The organism is Tautonia sp. JC769 (assembly GCF_040717455.1).
Lineage (GTDB): Bacteria > Planctomycetota > Planctomycetia > Isosphaerales > Isosphaeraceae > Tautonia.
Window position 1 is genome coordinate 35,268 of the sequence record NZ_JBFEFH010000020.1, and the last position, 21,688, is coordinate 56,955.

General features: G+C 69.9%; 13 protein-coding genes. 11 read left to right on the forward strand and 2 right to left on the reverse strand.

The features are described from left to right. The first annotated feature begins 93 nt into the window (after nucleotides 1–93). From AB1L88_RS18565 to AB1L88_RS18590, 6 genes are all read left to right on the forward strand, one after another. The gene (locus tag AB1L88_RS18565; protein ID WP_367098180.1) at nucleotides 94–2,973 is read left to right on the forward strand and encodes an Hsp70 family protein; all 2,880 of its coding nucleotides are present in this window, start codon (nucleotides 94–96) and stop codon (nucleotides 2,971–2,973) included. A gap of 332 nt (nucleotides 2,974–3,305) precedes the next feature. Then, nucleotides 3,306–6,713 carry a transcription-repair coupling factor gene (gene mfd / locus AB1L88_RS18570; protein WP_367098181.1) on the forward strand — a complete coding sequence of 1,136 codons (3,408 nt, stop codon included), beginning with the start codon at nucleotides 3,306–3,308 and terminating at the stop codon, nucleotides 6,711–6,713. A gap of 124 nt (nucleotides 6,714–6,837) precedes the next feature. Next, a complete protein-coding gene (locus tag AB1L88_RS18575; RefSeq protein ID WP_367098182.1) occupies nucleotides 6,838–7,029 on the forward strand; it encodes a hypothetical protein in 192 nt (63 codons plus the stop codon). 246 nt (nucleotides 7,030–7,275) lie between these two features. Next, nucleotides 7,276–8,928: a CARDB domain-containing protein gene (locus tag AB1L88_RS18580; RefSeq protein ID WP_367098183.1), complete on the forward strand. Its 1,653-nt coding sequence runs from the start codon at nucleotides 7,276–7,278 to the stop codon at nucleotides 8,926–8,928. 329 nt (nucleotides 8,929–9,257) lie between these two features. Beyond that, the gene (locus tag AB1L88_RS18585; protein WP_367098184.1) at nucleotides 9,258–10,046 is read left to right on the forward strand and encodes an esterase; all 789 of its coding nucleotides are present in this window, start codon (nucleotides 9,258–9,260) and stop codon (nucleotides 10,044–10,046) included. Between the two features lie 252 nt (nucleotides 10,047–10,298). Beyond that, complete coding sequence (locus tag AB1L88_RS18590) at nucleotides 10,299–11,531, forward strand: hypothetical protein (RefSeq protein WP_367098185.1); 1,233 nt, start codon at nucleotides 10,299–10,301, stop codon at nucleotides 11,529–11,531. A gap of 77 nt (nucleotides 11,532–11,608) precedes the next feature. On the opposite strand, the gene AB1L88_RS18595 is transcribed toward AB1L88_RS18590, so the two are convergent. Together AB1L88_RS18595 and AB1L88_RS18600 are read right to left on the reverse strand one after the other, a co-directional pair. Continuing rightward, nucleotides 11,609–14,368, reverse strand: a complete 2,760-nt coding sequence (locus AB1L88_RS18595; RefSeq protein ID WP_367098186.1) for a hypothetical protein — start codon at nucleotides 14,366–14,368, stop codon at nucleotides 11,609–11,611. A gap of 142 nt (nucleotides 14,369–14,510) precedes the next feature. Further along, complete coding sequence (locus AB1L88_RS18600) at nucleotides 14,511–15,497, reverse strand: sugar phosphate isomerase/epimerase family protein (RefSeq protein ID WP_367098187.1); 987 nt, start codon at nucleotides 15,495–15,497, stop codon at nucleotides 14,511–14,513. 268 nt (nucleotides 15,498–15,765) lie between these two features. Here AB1L88_RS18600 and AB1L88_RS18605 point away from each other — a divergent pair, with 268 nt between their 5' ends. The 5 genes from AB1L88_RS18605 to hisD all read left to right on the forward strand — a co-directional run bounded on the left by AB1L88_RS18605 (nucleotide 15,766) and on the right by hisD (nucleotide 21,617). Next, nucleotides 15,766–16,362, forward strand: a complete 597-nt coding sequence (locus AB1L88_RS18605) for a DUF1080 domain-containing protein (RefSeq protein WP_367098188.1) — start codon at nucleotides 15,766–15,768, stop codon at nucleotides 16,360–16,362. Nucleotides 16,363–16,445: 83 nt separating this feature from the next. Further along, nucleotides 16,446–17,417, forward strand: a complete 972-nt coding sequence (locus tag AB1L88_RS18610; RefSeq protein WP_367098189.1) for an aldo/keto reductase — start codon at nucleotides 16,446–16,448, stop codon at nucleotides 17,415–17,417. Continuing rightward, nucleotides 17,414–19,294: a glycosyltransferase family 39 protein gene (locus AB1L88_RS18615; protein WP_367098190.1), complete on the forward strand. Its 1,881-nt coding sequence runs from the start codon at nucleotides 17,414–17,416 to the stop codon at nucleotides 19,292–19,294. Before AB1L88_RS18610 ends, AB1L88_RS18615 begins: the two co-directional genes overlap by 4 nt. Further along, nucleotides 19,284–20,087, forward strand: a complete 804-nt coding sequence (panB, locus tag AB1L88_RS18620; RefSeq protein WP_367098191.1) for a 3-methyl-2-oxobutanoate hydroxymethyltransferase — start codon at nucleotides 19,284–19,286, stop codon at nucleotides 20,085–20,087. The genes AB1L88_RS18615 and panB overlap by 11 nt, the downstream gene beginning before the upstream one ends. A gap of 138 nt (nucleotides 20,088–20,225) precedes the next feature. Next, complete coding sequence (gene hisD, locus AB1L88_RS18625) at nucleotides 20,226–21,617, forward strand: histidinol dehydrogenase (RefSeq protein ID WP_367098192.1); 1,392 nt, start codon at nucleotides 20,226–20,228, stop codon at nucleotides 21,615–21,617. Nucleotides 21,618–21,688: the final 71 nt, after the last annotated feature.

A 21,688-nucleotide genomic window follows, 5' to 3' on the forward strand; every position in this document is an offset into this window, starting at 1 on the left:
GGGTAGAATACGACATGCTCGCGACGGTCGATTTCGTGCTCGCCCCGCGTTGATTGACGCCTTCTTCCTCGCCGATTGGGATGGTCCTGTCGTATGGCTCGCTCGCGATACATTGTGGGGATTGACCTCGGGACCACCAATTGCGCGGTCGCCTTCGTCGACACGAAGGGGAAGGCCCGGCCCTCGGCCGCCATCCAGCCGTTCCCGGTGCCTCAGCTCGTCGCCCCGGGCGAAACCCGGCCGAGGCCGATGCTCCCCTCGTTCCTCTACTTGCCCGCCGGGCCGGAGCTCCCCCCAGGCGCCTCGGACCTCCCCTGGGCGGACGGGCCTCCCCGGATCATCGGCGAGTTCGCCCGATCGCAAGGGGCCCGCGTCCCCGCCCGACTCGTGGCCAGCGCCAAGAGCTGGCTCTGCCACGCCGGGGTCGACCGCGAGGCCGCCATCCTGCCGTGGGGGAGCCCCGAGGACGTCCCCCGCCTCTCTCCCGTCGAGGCCTCCGCCGCCCTGATCGCCCACATCCGGGACGCCTGGGACCACCAGGTCGCCGGCGGCGACGAGGCGTCGAAGCTCCAGGAGCAGGAGATCGTCCTCACCGTCCCCGCCTCCTTCGACGAGGCCGCCCGCGAGCTGACCGTCGAGGCCGCCAAACGCGCCGGGTTGAAACACCTCACCCTGCTCGAAGAACCGCAGGCCGCCTTCTACTGCTGGATCGTCACCCACCAATCCGGCTGGCAGAAGCAGGTGAAGGCGGGCGAGCTGATCCTCGTCTTCGACATCGGCGGCGGCACGACCGACTTCAGCCTGATCACCGTCATCGAGACGCCCACCGGCCCCGGCTTCCGCCGCGTGGCCGTCGGCGACCACCTGCTCCTGGGCGGCGACAACATCGACCTGGCCCTCGCCCACCTGGTCGAGGGGAAGCTCGGCGGCCCTCGCCTCGACGCCGAGCAATGGAGCGCCCTCCGCTTCTCCTGCCGATCGGCCAAGGAGCAGCTCCTTTCCTCCGGAGGCCCCGACCGCGTCCCCGTCACCATCCCCGGCCGAGGCTCCCGCGTCATCGGCGGCAGCCTGAAGTCGGAACTCTCGCGCGACGAGGTCCGCGCCGTCGCCATCGACGGCTTCTTCCCGAGCGTCGATCGCACCACCGAGCCCGACCGTTCCGCCCGTGCCGGCTTCCAGGAGTTCGGACTCCCTTACGTCAGCGATCCGGCCATCCCGAAGCACCTGGCCGCCTTCCTCCGTCGCCACCGAGGTGAGGCGATCCTGCCCGACGGCCACCCCCCCGACGCCGACTCCCGCCCCGCCCGGCCCGACGCCATCCTCTTCAACGGCGGTGCCCTCACACCCCAGGTCGTCCGCGATCGGATCGTCTCGGTCGTCACCTCCTGGTTCCCGGACGAGCCGGACGGGGCCTACGCCCCCCGCGTCCTCTCGAACGACTCGCTCGACCTGGCCGTCGCCCAGGGGGCGGCCTATTACGGGGTCGTCCGGCGCGGCGGCGGCATCCGGATCGGCGGCGGCACGGCCCGGTCCTTCTACATCGGCCTCCAGGCGCAGGACGGCGGGGTCGCACCTCCCTGGCTCTGCACCGTCCCCCGAGACGCCCAGGAAGGGGACGAGTTCCACATCGAGGACCGCAACTTCGAACTCCTCGTCGATCGCCCCGTCCTGTTCCCCCTGGCCAGCAGCTCCGTCCGGCCGCAGGACAAGCCGGGCGACCTCGTGCCGCACGACCCGAATTCGATCCTCGACCTCCCCCCGCTCGCCAGCGTGATGCGGGTCGGCCGCAAGGCGAAGAGCGAGCGCGTGCCCGTCAGCCTGGCCGCGCTCGTCACCGAGATCGGCACCCTCGAACTCTGGTGCCAGGCCCGCACCGACGACCGCCGCTGGAGGCTCCAGATCCAGTTCCGCAACCCCGCCTCCGGCAACGCCCCCGCATCGGACCTCGACGCCGATGCCGAACAGGACATCCTCGAACAATCCCTCGTCGATGCCGCCGTCTCCGCCGTCCGCCTCGCCTTCGAGACCCCCGACCCCCAGGCCGAGCACGGCGCCGCCCGCCTCGTCAAGCGCCTGGAAGAGGTGCTCGACCTCTCCCGGGACGACTGGCCCCCCTCGGCCCTCCGCGCCCTCTGGGAACCGCTCCGCGACCTCGCCGCCGACCGCAAACGCTCCCCCCGCCACGAGCAGCGCTGGCTGAACCTCGCCGGCTACTGCCTCCGCCCCGGCACCGGCTACCCGCTCGACCCGGTCCGCATGAAGGCCCTCTGGCCGACCTTCCACCAGGGGGTCATCCACGCGAAGGACCTGCAATGCTGGGTCGAGTGGTGGGTCCTCTGGCGACGGGTCGCCGCCGGCCTCAATCGCGCCCACCACGACGAGATCTACCGACGCCTTGCCCCCTTCCTCCTCCCCGGCAAGGGGGGGGCCGGACCGGCCTCGAAGAAGCTCAACCGCCCGAAGCCCGAAGGCCACGAGATCGCCGAGATGTGGCGCTGCGCCGCCGCCCTGGAACGGCTCGAGCCCTCCCTCAAGGTCGGCCTCGGCGATGTCCTCTCCAAGGTCGTCGGCCGCCCCCACGCCCCCCGATCGGCCCTCTGGTCCCTCGGCCGCCTCGGCGCCCGGATGCCCCTCTACGGCCCGGCCAATACCGCCGTCTCGAAGGACGTCGCCGAGCGCTGGACCTCCTCCCTCCTTTCCGTCGACCCCTCGTCCGACCGCGAGCGTGACGACCTGATCTTCGCCCTCTCCCAGATCTCCCGCGTCTCCCGCGACCGCGCCCGCGACCTCGACGACACCCTCCGCTCCCAGGTCCTCGACCGTCTCTCCTCCCTCGGCGCCGACGACGAGACCCTGGCCCCCGTGCGCGAGTTCCACGAACTGCGCTCCCGCGCCCAGGGGGTCGCCCTCGGCGACGCCCTCCCCGTCGGCCTCCGCCTGGCCGCCGAGGACGAGCCCGCCTCCTCCGCTTAACCGGGCCTTTCCCCGCGGTGACGGAATTCGAGGCCACGGATGGAACACGGATTCCGAAGATCGGTGACGTGTGCCTCCTTCCGGCCCTCTTGATCTCGATCCCGGATCCGCCGACCCGACCACCCCCAATCCTTTCCTCCTCATCCGTGTTCGATCCGGGTTCCATCCGTGGCTCAAAACCTCCCTCTCTCCTCCTCCGTGGCTCCCGAACGCCCAGCGCCCCCTGGCGACCCCGGCCCCGAATCTGCGTGGGCGAAAGCGGGCCCCCTGCCTACAATAAACCCCCGAATGCCCGCGGCCTGGCCCCGCTTCGCCGATCCATCGAGGGAACGATGCCCGACGCCCCCTCCGCCCGATCGCTCGCCGATCCCCGTGCCCTCACCGACCTCACCCGCCTGATCCAGACCGCCGACGGCTTCCCCGAGGTCCTCGCCGCCCTGAAGAACAACCGCGGGGCCACGATCGACGGCGCCTGGGGCTCGGCCGCCCCGCTGGCCGCCGCCGCGCTGGGCTGGCACACGCCGAAGACGCTGCTCGTCGCGATCCCTCACGTCGGCGACGTGGACGACTTCGCCGACGACCTGAGCACTTTCTCCGGCCTCCCCGTCGCCGTCCTCCCTGCCTGGGAGAAGCCGCCGAGCCAGGCCAAGCCCGGCGATGAAACCCTCGCCAGGCGCCTCCGGATCGCCCGGCAACTGCTCGACGACCCCCCGCGCATCCTCGCCGCCTCGTTCCAGGCATTGATGCAGCCCGTCCCGACCCCCGAGGCCCTCGCCCGGGCCTCTCGGACCCTCCGCGTGGGCGAGACGATCCCGGTGGAGGACCTGATCGCCTGGTTCGTGGAGCGGGGGATGACCCGCGTGGAGGTGGTCGAGGTCGCCGGCGAGTTCAGCCTGCGCGGCGGCATCCTCGACGCCTTCTCCCCCGACCGCGCCGAGCCGGTCCGCGTCGAGTTCTTCGGCGACGACGTCGAGTCGATCCGCCCCTTCGACCCCGAATCCCAGCGCTCGCTCGGCACGCTCGACGCCGTCTCACTCACCGCCCCCGTCGCCTCGGCCGATCACTCCCCCGACGCCCTCGGCCATCTCGCCGATTACCTCCCCGAAGGCTCGTGGGTCGCCCTCGTCGAGCCGGACGACCTGAAAGAGCAGGGGGGGCACTACCTCGGCCGGGTCGAGAATCGCCGCGGCCTGTTCACCGTCAACGGCACCTTCAAGCGCCTCACCGAACGGCCTTCGATTGCCCTCTCGGCCGTCGCCTCTGCCAGCCTCGAAACCACCTGCCGCCTCCGGGTCGAGAGCGTCGAACGCTTCTCGGGCGAACTGTCGAAGGTCAAGGCCGAGCTGGACACCGCCTCCGCCGGCCACCGCGTCCTCATTGCCTGCCACAACGCCGCGGAGGTCGAACGCCTGGGCGAGGTCTTCGCCGACACGGCGCTCGTCCGAGACGGTCGCCTCGACCTGACCGTCGGCCGCGTCCGCTCCGGCTTCCATCTCATCGACGCAGAATTGCTCGTCATCGGCGATCACGAGCTGTTCGACCGCACCGAGGTCCGCCGCGGCACCGGCCGTCGCCGCTACGAAAGCCGGGCGATCGACAGCTTCCTCGACCTGAACGAAGGGGACCTCGTCGTCCACCTCAACCACGGGATCGCCCGCTATCGCGGTTTGCAGCTCGTGGACAAGGAGCGAGAGTCAGGCGGCTATGCCGAGGAACAGCTCGTCCTCGAATTCGCCGAAGGCACGCGGCTCTATATCCCGATCGCCAAGATCGACCTCGTCCAGAAGTACGTCGGCGGCGGCAAGGTCGACCCCCCCCTCTCGAAGATCGGCACCACTTCCTGGGAGAAGCGCAAGAAGCGCGTGGCCGAGGCCGTCGTCGATCTCGCGCAGGATCTGATTGACCTCCAGGCCGAGCGCGCCAGCAAGCCCGGCATCGCGTATCCCGAGGACGACTCCCACTGGCTCACCGAGTTCGAGGCCGCCTTCCCCTACCAGGAGACCCCCGACCAGCTCTCCGCCATCGAGTCCATCAAGCGCGACATGGCCCAGGCCCGGCCGATGGACCGCCTCATCTGCGGCGACGTCGGCTACGGCAAGACCGAGGTCGCCATGCGCGCCGCCTTCAAGGCCGCCGACGCCGGCAAGCAGGTCGCCGTGCTCGTCCCCACCACCGTCCTCGCCGAGCAGCACCACCGCTCGTTCAGCAAGCGGATGGCCGAGTTCCCCTTCCGCATCGAGGTCGTCAACCGCTTCCGCCCCAAGTCCGAGATCAAACAGGTCCTCAAGGACACCGCCGCCGGCCAGGTCGACATCCTCATCGGCACCCATCGACTCGTGCAGAAGGATGTCGCGTTCAAGGATCTGGGTTTGATCGTCATCGACGAGGAGCAGCGTTTCGGCGTCGAGGACAAGGAGTGGCTCAAGTCCCTCCGCGCCACCGTCGACATCCTCACCCTCTCGGCCACCCCCATCCCCCGCACCCTGCACATGGCCCTGCTCGGCATCCGGGACATCTCGAACCTCGAAACCCCTCCCCCCGACCGCAAGGCGATCGAGACCCGGATCACCCGATGGGACGACCAGATGATCCGCCAGGCCATCCAGCGCGAGCTGAACCGCGACGGCCAGATCTACTTCGTCCACAACAAGGTCTACGACATCCAGGCCGTCGCCGACCGCATCCAGCAACTCGTCCCCGACGCCCGGATCATCATCGGCCACGGCCAGATGACCGGCGACCAGCTCGAAAAGGCGATGATGACCTTCGTCCGCCACGAGGCCGACATCCTCGTCGCCACCACCATCATCGAGTCCGGCCTCGACATCCCGAACGCCAACACCATCTTCATCCACGAGGCCGACCGCTACGGCCTGGCCGACCTGCACCAGCTCCGCGGCCGCGTCGGCCGCTTCAAGCATCGTGCGTACGCCTACATGATCCTTGAAGAAGCGAAGGCCGTCACCCCCAACGCCGTCCGCCGCCTCAAGGCGATCGAGGAATTCACCGACCTCGGCGCCGGCTTCAAGATCGCGCTCCGCGACCTCGAAATCCGGGGGGCCGGCAACATCCTCGGCTCCGAGCAGTCCGGCCACATCGAGGCCGTCGGCTATGAACTCTATTGCTCCTTGCTCGAAGGGGCCGTCCGCTCCCTGACCGGCAAGGGGGAACGCCCCCGGTACGATTGCTCGATCGAACTCTCCTGGCGAGCCTACCTCCCGGCCGACTACGTCCCGTCGCACAAGCTCAAGGTCGAGCTCTACCGCCGCGTCGGCCGCCTCCGCAGCCTCGAACGCCTGGCCGATTTCCGGCAGGAGCTGATCGACCGCTTCGGCCCGTTGCCCAAGCCCGCCGAGCACCTGCTCGCCGAGGCCGAGTTGCGCATCCTCGCCGAGCACTGGATGATCGCCCGCCTGCACGTCGAGGACGCCTTCCTCGTCCTCACCTACCGCAACCCGAAGCGCATCGAGGCCCTCGCCAAACGTCATCCCCCCTCGACCGTCCGGATCGCCGACGCCCGGACCGCGTATGTCCCCCTCGACGAGGACCGCTCCCCCGCCGCCGTCGCCTCGCTCGCCCGCCGCCTCCTGGCCACGCCGACCCCGGTCACAAAACCGTCCTCAACCCAATCGGCGGCCCCCAAAACCCCCGCTGTGCCTCCCGCTCCCGTCGCTCCTCCTGATCCTGCCGTTCCGGTCAGCCAGGGGCTGAAGAACCGCACCCGCCGCCGCAAGTCTTGAACCCGCCTCGCTCGATGCCACCCCCCGGCCCCCCCTGGAGGTCGCGCCTCGTCCCGCGAACCTTGGTCGTCGCCGGCTCGTCTGGTGTTCGGAGATTCCAGACATCTCGACGGGACCAACGCTCATGGCCTCCAACAAGAAGCGCCGCAAGCGAGACTCCGTAACCCGACGCATCGAAGGGGCCAAGCCGGCCGCCGCCTCCGACGGCGACCGCCGCCGCCGCCGCGCCTTCGGCTCCCTGGTGGACGACGCGCTCCGCCGAAAGCGAGCATCCCGGGACTGGACGATCGACGAGGGTCCTCCCCCCGGCATCTGACCGAACCGGTTCGGGGGCAAGGAATTCCCCGACGGGCGGGGCGGTTGCGACGCGATCGATCGTGCCGATTGGGGCGGCGGTCACCACTTGACCTTCCGCGGTCGGCTCGATACCGTACCGATCTGGCTTGATCTGGTCTGGGCCGAAGCCCGTCGGGCGTGCCACGCGGCACGCCAAAGGATGGCGAAGGGCGGCCCGGACCACCACGGATGACGATCCGGCCGAGACTCAAGGATGGAGACGACCATGGCGACGCACGACCGTCAGGACGCCAAGGGGCGACGCAGCGGTACGCGAGGCCCGAAAATCCTGCGGTTCGAACCGCTGGAAGGCCGCCAGCTCCTGGCCGCGAATTTCGGGTCGGCCGTGGCCGGGGCACAAGGCCCCGACCTCGTCGCCGTCTCCTTCCGATCCGACTCGACCGGCGACTGGGGAGAGGCCCTCAGCATCAGCGGCACCCTCCGCAATGAGGGGAACGTCGACGCCGCATCCCCCTTCAAGGTCGACGTCTACGTCTCGGCCTCTCCCAATCGGTCGACCGGCGCGGTCCGCATCGGCTCGGTCGAGTTCGAGGGCATGAAGGCCGGCGAGGACGTCGACTTCCAGGAGACGCTCGACCTGCCCCCGGTCGCCGTCCCCGGCATGAGCACCGACGACGCCGTCTACATCGGCATGGTGGTCGACGCCGGCAACGCCGTGGCCGAGACCAATCACGCCAACAACATCGACCGCGGCCTGAACATCGACTCGGCCGTGGTCCGGATCGTCCCCCGGGCGTCGGCCCACCTGGAGGTCCGGTCGGTCGAGTTCGACAGCTCCTCCCTCAACTGGGGCGAGATGGTCCGCGTGACGGCACGGGTCGAGAACACCCACCCGGGCCGGGCGCCGGCCTCGGTGGCCCGCGTCGTCCTCACCCCGCCGAACATCCCCGCCGGGACCGGCCAGGATGTCACCCTGGTGGGCGATTTGGAGGTCCGGGAGCTGCAACCCTATTCCTCCGCCGAGGTCACCGGCTACGTCCGGCTGCCCGACGGCCCGCCGAAGGACTTCCCCGAGTCCGGCGGCTTCATCGCCCGGGTCGTCGCCGACGTCGGACACGACGTCCACCCGGTCTTCTCGCCCCAGGCCCCCCAGGGACGCGGCATCGACTGGCAGGTGCTCACGATCACCCCCACGGCCGACGCCAAGCCGGTCGACCCGAATCTCGCCCGGCCCGACCTGAAGGCCGCCGACGTCCTGACCCCCGGCGCCACCCTGACCTGGGGCGGCTCCTTCCAGGTCGCCGCGACGGTCACCAACCAGGGACCCGCCAGCGCCGGCCCCTTGCACCTGCGATTCCTCCTCGCGGGTCCGAACGGCGAGATGACGAACGCCCTGGTCCTGGGCGACGCCCTCCTGGAAAACGGCCTCGCCGCCGGGGCCTCGCACACGGTCAACCAGACGCTCAAGCTCCCCGGGAAGCTGCCGTTCAACATCCCGCTCGGCGACGGCGTCGGCCGGCTCGTCGTCCAGGTCGACCCCGAGAACTTCGTCGACGAGTCCAACCTGGCCAACAACGTCGCCCTCTCGGTGCCGATGACCCTGAAGCTCCCGGTCCCCCAGGCCCCCGATTCCCACCTGGTCTCCACCCCGACCCCGACGCCCACCCCGACCCCGACGCCCACACCGACGCCGACCCCCACCCCCACCCCCCGGCCGATCCCCAATCGCCCCGCCAACCCCCGGCCGACCCCGATCACCCGGGTCGACCAGCAGCAGCGCATCCAGGAGTTCCGGAACCGCTTGCAGGCGTTCCGCCAGCAACTCGAACAGCGCCGGCAGAATCTGCCTCCCCGCCGCCCCGTGCTGCCCGCCTTCCCCCCGAGACACCCGGGCGGGACCCCTCATCACCAGGCCTGAGCCCACCGTTCCAGGGGCGTCCCCGATCCCGGCGACGCCCCTCGACTCACTTACGGCAACCCGTCATTACCTAAGTTCCACCGATCCCGCAGATTGCGTACGTTCCCAACGGTCGGAATGATACCCCCGATTCGGCATCATGAACTAGGTAAAATGTTGAAGGACGGCAATTTCCTGGCTATGCTTTCACCAGTGCCGCACACCCACGAGACCACCCGCAGTTGACCCCCGGTGCGAGCCTCTGGAGACGGTGTCTCCCGGCTGACTGCTCTGGATCGTGACTGCCGAGTGTCCCAGACGAGATGCACCTGCCGAGAGGAGCCCGCACCATGTTTCAGGAACGCCGGACGCCCGGCTCGATGGAACGGTCGTCCGGGATCGGGGCGGAGACGTCGGTCGAAGCGACCTTCATCCCACACCGGTACGAGCCGAACTACGCCTATCCGCTGCTCGTGCTCCTGCATGGTCGGGGCGGCGACGAACAGCAGCTCGTCGACGCCATGCCGACGATGAGCTGGCGGAACTACGTCGGCCTGGGGCTCCGGGGCCCCGAATCGGTCCATCGCGCCGGGAAGCACGTCGGCTACGACTGGGGGGCCTCGTTCCGCCACCCGCGGCGCAAGCCCGGCCCGCACTGGGAGGAGATCGACCCCGACGCCATGCTCCCCCGCTTCATGACGCACGGGTCGGCCGACTCCTTCGACGCGATCGAGGACACCTTGTTCTCCGCCGTCTGCCGCACCATGCGGGCCTTGCACGTGCATTCCGAGCGGATCTTCCTGGTCGGCAGCGGCGAGGGGGCCGCCGTGGCCTTCCGACTCGGCCTGACCCATCCCGAACGCTTCGCCGGCGTGGTCGCCTTGAATGGCTGGATCCCCCGGGGCTTCCGCCCCCTGGCCCGCTGGGAGGCCTCCCGGTCGCTGCCCATCCTCTCGCTGCACGGGCTCTGGAACGCCCGGGCGCCGATCGGGGACGCGATCCGGGACGACCAGCTCCTGCGCAACGCCGGCCTCCCCCTGACCTCCCGGGTCTACAACGCCGCGCGGACGATCACCCCCGCCATGCTCTCCGACGTCGATTCCTGGCTGATCGACCAATGCACCGCCGGCGCTCACTGATCGTCCGGCCCAGTTGGGAGAGTCACGGGCGTTCCCCTCGGCTCACCTCGCGTTGTAAGATCGATGCCGGAGCAAGGCGTCGTCGCTGGCATCGGCGGAATCGTCCGGCCGTCGAATCGGCGGAGAGGCAGCACGGGGAGCCGTGAATCCCGTTTCCCCTCGGAGCAACTCCCCCGAAACGGGTTGCCGGCCGCCCCGCCCTCGTTGTTTGACCGTGATCACGAGCCGGACCCGGACAGGCGGGGGGCGCGGATGGGGACGTCAGTGGCGTTCGGGTGCCCCGAATGCGGCCGGAAAGTTCGCCTGAAGTCGCGATCCCCGGGGCGTCGGATCCGCTGTCGCGGCTGCGGCACCCTGGTCGAGGTCCCCTTCTTCCCGAGGAACGTCGGACGGCGCCGGTCGAGACGACCGCGATGGCGCCGCTGGACGCCCATCGGCGTGGGCATGGCGGTCGTCGTGCTGATGCCGGTGATGGCCTGGCGCTGGTGGCAGGGGTCGATCCGGGCCGATCGCTCCGAGGCCATCGCCCAGGCCATGGCCCGGATGGACCAAGCCGAGCGGCTCGGCGACCCCTCGGCCGCCTTCCTCGCCGCCGATGCGGCGCTCGCGGTGGCCCGGGAGTCCGCCCTCGAACCGCCGGGCGGGCTCGATCGCCTCATCCGGCGGCGCGACGAGCTGGCAATCGCCGATGTCGCCGCCCAGCTCGACGCACTGCCCGATCGGCCGGCGCGCGAGGCAATGGAGCAGGCCCGAGCGATCGCGGAGCGATCCGCCTCCGACCCGGCCCTGGGCACGCTGATGGGCCGAGCGGGACAGGCCCTCTCCGAGGCCGCCCGGCGATGGACGGATGAGCAACTCGGCCTGGCCCAATCGGCCCTCGCCGCCGGGAATCCGGCCGAGGCCCTCGCGCTCTCGGATCGGTTGGCGGGCGATCTCGATCGGCCCCCGGCCGCCCCGGTCGCCGCCGCCCGGGAACGGCTCCGGGGCTTCGTGGCCGGGCTGGTGCGGTCGAATGGAATCCTCATCGAGCCGATCGAGCTGACCGCCGGGCCGGCGGGATCGCCGGACGACTCGTATCGCTCCGCCCTCCGCCAGGTCATCCGGGATGCCTGCGTCCGACACGGCTATCTCCCCGCTCCCCCCGACTCCCCGCTGGCCGGGCTCTGGGACGAGGCCCCGTTCCGCTTCCGCACCACCCTGACCGAGCAATACGGCGCCTCGTACCTGCAATCGCCCCATCAAACGACCTTGATCCGAACCGAGCTGCAGCTCGATCGATCGGGCCGGACCGCCTGGAGCAACTATTTCGAGGCCAGGACGCGCATCCCGCTCCCCGGCCTCAGCGCCCTGGAATCGAGCCGCATGGAGATCGGCAGCGAGGTCAGCCGCGAGATCGAACATCGCTTCGCGCGCGATGCCAGGGCCGACCTGATCGAGAAGCTCCAGATCAAGCTCGGCAGCCTCCCCCGGCCGGCCTCGCGATGAGCCCCCTCCCGACCGAGGGCCGCGCGCCCGTCGCATCCCGGTCCGATCCCCGACCGGGCCCGACGGGGACCAGCCGATCAATCGCCCCTGAGCACGACGTACAGCGCATCCGCCGGCAGGTCGACCTGCACGGCCCCGTCCCGCCGGGTCACGTCGATTGACCGGGCGGGGACGCCGTTCGCATCGAGGACGACGGCCGAGGTCAGCCCCGGGTTCTGCACCCGGATCGAGGCGTCGGTCCGGGCGATCGCCCAGGGCATCCGGCCGGTGTCCACGATCTCGAACCCCTCGACCTGCCGCTCTCCGCCGTCGGTCGGGAAGGTGGTGGCCCTGGTCGTCCAGCCGGTCGGCAAGGCTTCCGTCCCGACCTGGACGAGGACCGCCCGGCTGCTCGCCAGCGGTGCGTCGTCGAGCGAGACGGCGAGCACGGCCCCGTACGGGTTCTTCGAGGAGATCGTCACATCGCGCAGTGCAAAGGTCCCGACGCGATCGAGGAACCCGACCACTCCCTGGGCCTTCGGCGCATTCAGGCCGCACAACCCCTGGCCGTAGTTGAGCACCACCTCGCCGGTGACGCTGCCCACCCGCTGCCGGTCGCGGACGATCAAGGCGTCGAGGTCGGCCACGTCCGACCGGCTCGGGTCCGCGTCGTACGAGACGACCACCGGCCCGGCCAGGAAGGCGAGCGGATCGACCGCACCCGAGCCCGATTGCTCCACCCGCCGGGCCGAGTCGCCCAGGTCGCGGTTCGGGTCGTAGCTGGGGTCCTCGGCGATGATCGGCGGCTCGCGTCGCCAGAGCTCGCCGAGGCCCCGGTGCTCGACCACCACCGGCTCCCCTTCGCTCACATACCCGAGGCGATAGATCAGGGCCGCGGCCGGGAACTGGCCGAGGACCATCGGCGTGGCGATCTCCCACTTCTTGCGCGAGGCGGCGTTCCACTCGGCCCGGTCCTCGATCGACCACTCCGGCTCGGCGGTCGAGAACCAGACGAAGCCGTCGATCCCGGTCAGGGCCGAGTAGACGCTCGCCAGGAAGGGGGCCTCGGCCTGGTAGCTGAGGGGCGGGACCCACCGGGTCTCGGTCAGCATGGTCGGGAATCCGGCGACCTGCCTGATGTTCGTCGGCAGGCTCCTCGGGTCGAGCAGGGCCGACGTGTTGGCGTAGCGGTCGCCCGCGTTGATCCGCCAGCCGCGATCGGGGCCGAGATGCACCGGGCTGTAATACCGGTTGACCGCGATGACGTCGTTGGCCGTGTACGACCAGCGTTCGACGTCCTCCAGCCGGATCGGGTCGGCCGTCTTCCAGTTGCCGGCGTTGATCAGTTGGCGGCAGCCGAGGTCCTCGCGCAGGTAGCGTTCCATCTCCCGGTTGAAGCCGTACATCGTCTCGCCGAAGAACTGCAACTGGTCGTCGAGCCGGGCCTTGCGCCCCCCGCCCCGCGACTGGGTCCACTCCCAGACGATGTGGATGCCGACGACCCCCCGCGCGAAGTCGTCCTCGGGCATCCGGTCATTCTCCCAGGCCCGGAGGGCGGCATCGAGCGATCCGTACTTCTCCACCAGCCACGATCCGAACTGCTTGCCCAGCACTTCGAGCTGCCGACCCTTGACGTTCTGCATCGTCCAGAAGAGCATCGAGTCCTCATTCTGGAGCTGGATGATCGCCAATGCCGGGTCCTCGGCCAGGGGGATGCCCGTGTACGGATTCGGCGTGGTCAGTAGTTTGCGGAGCCAGGCCTTGTAGGCGTCCTGGAGCGTCGGGTTGAAGAAGAGGAGCCCCTGGGGGCTCTGGTCCTCGGGCCAGCCCTCGATGCCGAATCGGGCCGGCACCTCCTTGAAGTTGGCCGCCCAGTAGGGGCTAAGCGTCGTGTAGATCCCCGCGTCCTTCATGCCCGCGACCAGCTTCCACGCCTGGTCGAGCCCCTCGGGGTCGGCGTCCGAGAGCGTCGCCTCGGGCTGATCCTCGGGCTTCGGCTCCAGGTGGCCGTGGTATCGGACCATGTTCACGCCCCGCTTGGCCAGGAAGCGGGCGTGCTGTTTCACGGTGTCGAGATCCCCCTGGCGTTGCACATAGGTCGTGACGGCCCAGAATCGCGCGGGCGAACCATCCCCCAGGACGAACCCGTCGCCGTCCTCGGTCCGCCCGACGAATCCGTTCTGCCCGGCGACCTCCTCGTTCAACGAGCGGAGATCGAGCAGGGCATCCGCGCGGAACGTGTCCCGCTCGGGCCGGAAGGGCCAGGTGCCCGCCCCGCCGAAGACGTTCACGCCCGAGGCCCCCGGGCGGTCCAGCCCCCGGGGGACGAAGGCCGTCGTCGTGAGCACGAACGCATCGATCGCCCCGTGATGATGCAAGTCGCTTGCGGCCCGGAAGGCCAGCACATGCCGACCGGCCTCGAGCTCCAGGTCGTCGAGGCGGACCCAGGCCACGAATCGCAGGTCGGGCTTCTCGTCGGCGGCCACGTTCACCTGTTGATCGGCCTGCGCGAAGTCGACCGCGTGCCAATCCCCCTCGTCGATCCGGTAATCCAGGCTCGTCTGGACCGGATTGGCCCGCAGCCAGAAGGCATAGCGGCCGTCTTCGGGCACGTCGAGGTCATACTCGGCGGTCCCGGGCCGATCGTCCGAGAAGTGGGAGAGCCAGTCGCCCCCCGAGAGTCGGTCGGCCTTGACCCGGTCGTACCACTGCGGGTGGCGGATCATGGTCGATCGGCTCGGCCGCTCCGCCTCGACCCAGAGCGTCTGCCCTCGATCGTCCGCCGAGAGGGGCTGACCGTGGCCGATCAGGGTCGAGAGCAGCAGGACGGGCACGTAACGCTTCGCCAGGGTCGCCATGATCCAAGACTCTCGGGAAAATGCTCGAAAACCAGTCGGGCGGGAGTTCGCCGGTCCGATCCGCCGATCAGGCCGCACGAGCCGTGCCGGGCCGGGCCCCAATCGCGGCCCGGCCCGACTCCCGCTCGTGCTCGGCGTTCGGTCAGCCCTTCGGCGCGTACTTCGCACCGGAGAGCGAGGCGAGCAGGTCCCTGGTGGCCAGGATCCCTTCCGGCTCGGAGAGGCGGCCCCCCTCGTACTCGATGCCGACGTAGCCATTGTAGCCCGCGTCGGTGACGATCTTCATGATCCGGGGGTAGTCGAGGAAGATCTCATGCCCCTCGTCGTCGAAGTCGAACGACTTGGCCGAGACCCCCTTGGCGAAGGGCATGAGGCGGGCAATCGCCTCGTAGACGTCGATGGCGAACTTGTGCTCCTCGCGGGGCCCCTGGGTGGGGAAGTTGCCGAAGTCGGGCAGGGTGCCGAAGTTGTCCATGCCGACCCCCTTGATCAGGGCGATCAGGGCGTCGGGGTCGCTCGACGGGCCGCCGTGGTTCTCGCAGATGATGTTCAGGCCGACCGACTTCGCGTACTCGGACAGGGCCGAGCAGCCCTCGACGGCGTCGGCCACCTCGGTCGCGCTGTAGTTGTCGCCGGTATTGACGCGGATCGAGTGGCAGCCGAGCGCCTTGGCGGCGTCGACCCACTTCTTGTGGTTCTCGACCGCCTGAGTGCGCTGCTCGGGGTCCTGGTGGCTCAGGCTCCCCTCGCCGTCGATCATGATGAGCAGGCACTCGACCCCCTGGTCGTCGGCCCGCTGCTTCAACTCCTTCAGGTAGGCCTCGTCGCGGGCCTTGTCCTTGAAGAACTGGTTGACGAACTCGACGGCCTCGATGCCGAACTCCTCGCGGGTGTCCCTGGGGAAGTTCAGGTTGGCCTGGGCCGTGTCGCCGCTGGCGAAGTACCGCTTGTGCAGCGACCACTGGGCCAGCGAAATCTTGAACTCGCCGATCGGGCCGGCCTCCGGGGCCCCGCTCAGGTCTTCCGCCAGCAACCGGCCCGGCCGCAGGCCCAGACCGAGGCCGAATGCGGCCCCGCCGACCAGGGCACCTCGAAGCACGTCGCGGCGAGAACGATTCCGAGAATTCATCGGGAGAGACTCCGAAACGGGGCCAGGCGAAGATCACGAAAAGAAATGGGTGCCCGCCGCGTCGCATGGCAATCGGGCCGGGCATGGGTTCGAGTCTAGGGCGGGGCGATCGGGCGGTCAATCGGCCGGAGCGGACCGGGGCAGGCGTGACACGCGGTCGGCTTCGCGGTCTAATCGAGGACCGACGGCGGCCTGGCTGGCCGCCGCTCCCGTCCGATCCCCCCTGTGTTAGGGATTCGTTCCAGATTCCGACTCGGAGACCGACCCCGTGATCGTCTCGACCACCGTGGCCCTGGCCACCCTCCTGTTCGTCGCCCCGGCCGACGAGCACCAACTGAACACCCCCCCCGAAGGGTTCATCGCCCTGTTCAACGGCGAGGACCTGACCCACTGGAAGACCGACAACGACGCCGCCGAGCACTGGACCGTCAAGGACGGCATCCTCCACTACGACGGCAAGGGGGACAGCCTCGTCACCGCCGAGGATTACGGCGACATCGAGCTGTACGTCGATTGGAAGATCGGGCCGAAGGCCGACTCGGGCATCTACCTGCGCGGCAAGCCGCAGGTGCAAATCTGGGACGAGCCGGAGATCGGCTCCGGCGGCCTGTTCAACAACAAGGTCGGCGAGAGCAAGCCGCTCGTGGTCGCCGACAAGCCGATCGGCGAATGGAACACGTTTCACATCATCATGAAGGGGGAGAACGTCACCGTCTTCCTCAACGGCGAGAAGGTCGTCGACGACGTCCCCCTCGAGAACTGGCCCGACTACGACGGCCCGATCCCGGCCGAGGGGACGATCGAGCTGCAGCACCACGGCAACCCCCTGGAGTTCCGCAACATCTACCTCAAGGAACTCGACTGAATCGCCCCGGGGCGGCCGAAGCCCTGGTCCGGCCGCCCCGTGCGTGTCTGTCTCGACGAATCACACCCTTGCTGGAACGAGCGATGCAATACCGGACGTTTGGCCGCACCGGATGGTCCGTCTCCGAGATCGGCTACGGCATGTGGGGCATGGCCGGCTGGGTCGACTCGGACGACGACGAGTCGATGACCAGCCTCCATCGGTCGGTCGAGCTGGGCTGCACCTTCTTCGACACCGCCTGGGGCTACGGCGAGGGGCACAGCGAGCGCCTGCTCGGCCGCCTGGTCAAGGCCCACCCCGACCGCCGGCTCTACGTCGCCACCAAGCTCCCGCCGAAGAACTTCACCTGGCCCTCGCGCCGCGGCTTCACGCTCGACGACTGCTTCCCGCCCGACCACATCCGCGAGTACGCCGAGAAGAGCCTGGCGAACCTCGACCTCCCCCGCATCGACCTGCTCCAGTTCCACGTCTGGGAAGATGCCTGGGCGTCCGACGACCGCTGGCAGCGCGCCATGGACGACCTGAAGCGCGAGGGGCTGGTCGAGGCCGTCGGCGTCAGCGTCAACCGCTGGGAGCCGGCCAACGGCATCGAGGCCCTCAAGACCGGCCTGATCGACGCCGTCCAGGTCATCTACAACGTCTTCGACCAGGCACCCGAGGACGACCTGTTCCCCGTCTGCCGCGAGCGGAACATCGGCGTCATCGCCCGCGTCCCGTTCGACGAGGGGACCCTCACCGGCAACCTCTCCTACGATTCCTCCTGGCCCGAGGGAGACTGGCGGAACACCTACTTCGTGCCCGAGAACCTCCGCGCCAGCGTCGACCGGGCCGAGGCCCTCCGCCCGGTCATCCCCGACGGCATGACCATGCCCGAACTGGCCCTCCGCTGGATCCTCCGCGAGCCGACCGTCTCGACCATCATCCCCGGCATGCGCAAGCTCCGGCACGTCGAGGCGAACATCGCCACCAGCGACGGTGTCCCGCTGGAACCGGCCCTGGCCCAATCGCTCCGGGCCCATCGCTGGGATCGGACCCCGACCTCCTGGTCTCAATGACTCTTGTGACGCGACACGCGGATCGGATGCTGCTGGCCGCACTCCTGGCCTTCACCTTCGGGTTGCGGGCCTGGGACGCCGATCAACCGATCGTCGAGAACTACGTCGGCCGCCAGATCCCGACCGCGATGGTCGCGCGCAACCTCGAACGCGGCTCGGGCTTTCTCCGCCCGCAGCTCGACACCGGCCCCTTCCCGAACCTCTTCCTCGTCGAGCCGCCGATCTACGCCGCCCTCGTCGCCGGCTTGACCCGGGCGACCGGCTGGCCGATCGGCGTCTCCGGCCGCCTCGTGTCCGGCCTGGCGACGACTCTCGGCGCCTGGGGCCTCTACGGCCTGGTGCGTCGTCGGGAAGGGGTGAGGGTTGCCCTGGTGGCGGTGGGAGTATTCGCAATCCTCCCCGTCATGATCCGCTACGGCCGGGCCGTGCAGCCCGACGCCCTCATGCTCGGCACGCAACTGGTGGCCCTGCGCTGCTGGGATGCCTTCGCACACGACGATCGCGTCCGAAGCGGCTGGCTGGCTGCCGGTTGGCTCCTGCTGGCGACCAGCCTGGCGGTGAAAGTCACCTCCGCGTTCATCCTCATCCCGCTCGTCCTGGCGATTTTCGGGTGGCGTTCGCGTGCCTCGCTCAGCCCCCCGGCGCCGGACTTCACTCGCCCCTCGGTCGACCCGAAGACACTCACACATCCCTCTCCCCCGCACGCGGGGGAGAAGGTGGCCGCAGGCCGGGTGAGGGGGCCGTCGGCGAGCTCGCCAAGCCTTGCGACCTCGCCGGAGACCCCTCACCCCGGCCCTCTCCCCGCTCGCGGCGAGAGGGTGATGGAACCATCTCAACCCTCGCCCCCTCCGGGGGAGAGGGTGGCCGCAGGCCGGGTGAGGGGGGCCGCTGCCCCATCACACCGCGACGGCACCACAGCCACCCCACACGGCCCAACACGCCGCCTGGCAATTTGCCTCGCGCTCTCGGCCCTGATCCCGGTCATCCTCTGGTATCTCCATGCGTCGGCCTTGCTGGCCGAAGGCGAAGGCTCCAGGGCCTCGCTCGACAACCGTCGCCTCTGGCTCGACGCCTTGCTGCCGACGACCCTCCTCCGACTCGAAACCTACCGGCCCGCGGCACACTATCTGCTAATCCGATCCTTCACGCCGATCGGCCTGCTCCTTGCAGTCTTCGGGTTGGTCGCGATCCGACCGATCGACCGCCTCTGGCCCATCTGGGGAGCCTCGGCGTCGCTCGCCCTGCTGCTCTTGGCGGGGAAGTGGCATCACGAATACTATTGGATGGTCCTGGCACCCGTCTTGAGCGTCGGCATCGCCCGAAGCCTGATCGCCGTCGCTCGCTCGAAGCTCGGCCGCCTGTGGGCGACGGCCCTCGGTTTGCTCCTCGTCGGGATGGCGGCGATCGGCTCCCGCTCGACCTGGCAGACCCCGTCCGAGTGGCGTGCCCTGGGCTCGGCCGCCGAACAGGTCCGCCGGGTCGTCCCGGCCGATCGCTGGCTCGTGGCCCCGGAAGCCCTCCTGTTCGCCGCCGATCGTCGCGGCTGCCGCCTGGAAATCACCCCCCGATCGGCCCGGCGGGCCGCGGGCGAGTGGGGCGGGCAGCTCGAAAACCCCGACGACCCGCTGGCCCTCGTCGCGTTCTACCAGGGCCGAGGGGCCGCCTTCCTGGCCGACCTCGGCCCCGAGGGCAGTCACGAATCCGCCGGCCCTCGTCGCGCCTCGCTCCGCCGCCTGGCCCGCAAACATTACCGCATTGTGATCGATCGGCCCGACGTGTTCGTGGCCGAGCTTGTGCCGAAGCCGAAGCCGAAGCCGAAAACGAAGATGAAGCCGACGCCGATGCCCGGCCCCGATGGAGCCTCTCATGGCAACTGAGAACGACCCCGTGGTGACCCCTCCGCTCCTGTCCCGATGGAAGCGGGACGGGCGGAAGATCACCTCGCTGACCGCCGCCGACTACACCATGGCCCGCCTGCTCGACGAGGCGGGGATCGACGTCCTGCTCGTGGGCGACTCGCTCGGCACGGTCGTCCAGGGGCACGGCACGACCCTCAAGGTCACGCTCGATCAGATGGTCTACCACGCCGAGATGGTCGCCCGGGCCGCCCGCCGGGCCCTGGTCGTGGCCGACCTGCCGTTCGGCTCCTACCACGAGTCGCCCCGGCAGGCCGTCCGCTCCGCCTGCCGACTGCTGAAGGAGACCGAGTGCCAGGCCGTCAAGCTCGAAGGCGGTCGCCGCATGGCCGCGACCATCCGGCGCTTGGTCGAGGCCGACGTGCCGGTCATGGCCCACATCGGCCTGACCCCGCAATCGGTCCGCCACCTGGGCGGCTACAAGGTCCAGCGCGACGCCGACGCCCTGCTGGCCGACGCCCACGCCGTGGCCGAGGCCGGGGCCTTCGCCCTGGTCATCGAGTGCGTCCCCTCCGAGATCGCCGCGACCATCTCGCAGGCCCTGGCGATCCCGACCATCGGCATCGGCGCCGGGCCCTCGTGCGACGGCCAGGTCCTGGTCACGCACGACCTGCTCGGCCTCTTCGAGGGCTTCCGACCGAAATTCGTCCGCCGCTACGCCGAACTCGCCTCCACGGTCCGCGAGGCGGCCAATCGATACGCCCACGACGTGCAATCCTCGGCCTTCCCCTCCGACGAGGAAGGATTCCGCTGACGAGCGACCCGGGCCGGCCCGACCGGCCGGATCGTTGACCGCCCTGTGTGTCCCGGATAGGGTCGGTGCCTGGTATTGCCTTCTCGACCCCGGGCCTAGAATGGAATCGTTCCCGAGCCTTTGGAGAGGGGAGCGGAGATGCCCCGTCCGACGACGCCTGCCTTGAACATCACGCGAATCGACACCAGGTCCGACGACGCCCGAGAGGCCATCGCCTCCCTCAGGGCCCAGTTGAGCCCCAGGGGAGACGTGGTCAGCCCCCGCGGCCGGGAACTGACCCTCGCCGTCTTCGGCGAGGCCCTGAACCCCCAGCAGGTCGTCGATCGCATCTGCGCCGACGTCCGCGAGCACGGGCTCGACGCGGTGCTCGACTACACCGCCAAGCTCGACCGCAAGCCGCTCGACCGCTCGAATTTCACCGTCTCGGCCGAAGAAATGGCCGACGCCTTCCGCCAGGCCGACCGCGCGTACCTCCGCACCATCCGCCGCGTCCGGGACAACATCCTCGCCTTCCAGTCGGGCATCCTGCTGCGGGACGCGGTGATGACCCCCTCGCCGGGCGTCGAGCTGACCCTCCGCTACCGGCCGATGCGCCGCGTCGGCGTCTGCGTGCCGGGGGGAGCGGCCGCCTATCCCTCGTCGCTGTTGATGACCGTCGTCCCGGCGCAGGCCGCCGGGGTCGAGGAGATCGCCGTCGTCGTCCCCCCCACCGAGTTCGGCGGCTACAACACCGACCTGCTCGCCGCCTGCCACCTGCTCGGCGTCAAGGAAGTCCACCGGATCGGCGGCGCCCAGGCCGTGGCCGCCCTCGCCTACGGCGTCGAGGGGATCCCGCAGGTCGACAAGATCGTCGGACCCGGCAACCTGTTCGTCGCCCTGGCCAAGCAGAAGGTCTACGGCGAGGTCGACATCGACAGCATCGCCGGGCCGAGCGAGGTCGTCCTCATCGCCGACTGGACCGCCGAACCTTCCTTCGTCGCGGCCGACCTCATCAGCCAGGCCGAGCACTCCCCCGGCGCGAGCGTCCTCATCACCTGGGAAGCCGACCTGATCGACCGCGTCGTCGAGGCCCTCGAAGACCAGCTCTCCCGCCTCAGCCGGGGCGACCTGGCCCGCGACAGCCTCGAACAGTTCGGCTCCCTGATCCTCGTCCGCGACGAGGAGGAGGCGATCGAGCTGACCAATCTCATCGCCCCGGAGCACCTGCACGTCTCGACCAGCGACGCCCACCGCCTGGCCGATCGCCTGACGAACGCCGGGGCCATCTTCCTCGGCCACCTGACCCCCGTGGCCGTCGGAGACTACGCCGCCGGCCCCTCGCACGTCCTGCCGACCGGCGGCACCGCCCGATGGGCCTCGGGCCTGGCCTCGAACGACTTCCTCAAGCGCACGAGCCTCATCCACGTCGACCGCCGAGGCCTGGAACGCCTCGCCCCCGACGTCCGCCTGCTCGCCGACAAGGAGGGCCTGACCGCCCACCGCTACAGCGTCGATGTCCGCCTCGGCCCCGAGGAGGGCGAATCGCCCTGATCCCCCTTCCTCGCGGCGTCCCCGGCCCCCCGTCCGGGCCGAACCCCTCGGCCTCGGATCGGGCCGGACTG

Coding starts and splice junctions, on each gene's coding strand:
- mfd (WP_367098181.1), top strand. CDS start 3,306: ATGCCCGACGCCCCCTCCGCCCGATCGCTCGCCGATCCCCGTGCCCTC.
- AB1L88_RS18615 (WP_367098190.1), top strand. CDS start 17,414: ATGACTCTTGTGACGCGACACGCGGATCGGATGCTGCTGGCCGCACTC.
- AB1L88_RS18580 (WP_367098183.1), top strand. CDS start 7,276: ATGGCGACGCACGACCGTCAGGACGCCAAGGGGCGACGCAGCGGTACG.
- AB1L88_RS18565 (WP_367098180.1), top strand. CDS start 94: ATGGCTCGCTCGCGATACATTGTGGGGATTGACCTCGGGACCACCAAT.
- AB1L88_RS18585 (WP_367098184.1), top strand. CDS start 9,258: ATGTTTCAGGAACGCCGGACGCCCGGCTCGATGGAACGGTCGTCCGGG.
- AB1L88_RS18590 (WP_367098185.1), top strand. CDS start 10,299: ATGGGGACGTCAGTGGCGTTCGGGTGCCCCGAATGCGGCCGGAAAGTT.
- AB1L88_RS18600 (WP_367098187.1), bottom strand. CDS start 15,497: ATGAATTCTCGGAATCGTTCTCGCCGCGACGTGCTTCGAGGTGCCCTG.
- AB1L88_RS18595 (WP_367098186.1), bottom strand. CDS start 14,368: ATGGCGACCCTGGCGAAGCGTTACGTGCCCGTCCTGCTGCTCTCGACC.
- AB1L88_RS18610 (WP_367098189.1), top strand. CDS start 16,446: ATGCAATACCGGACGTTTGGCCGCACCGGATGGTCCGTCTCCGAGATC.
- panB (WP_367098191.1), top strand. CDS start 19,284: ATGGCAACTGAGAACGACCCCGTGGTGACCCCTCCGCTCCTGTCCCGA.
- AB1L88_RS18575 (WP_367098182.1), top strand. CDS start 6,838: ATGGCCTCCAACAAGAAGCGCCGCAAGCGAGACTCCGTAACCCGACGC.
- hisD (WP_367098192.1), top strand. CDS start 20,226: ATGCCCCGTCCGACGACGCCTGCCTTGAACATCACGCGAATCGACACC.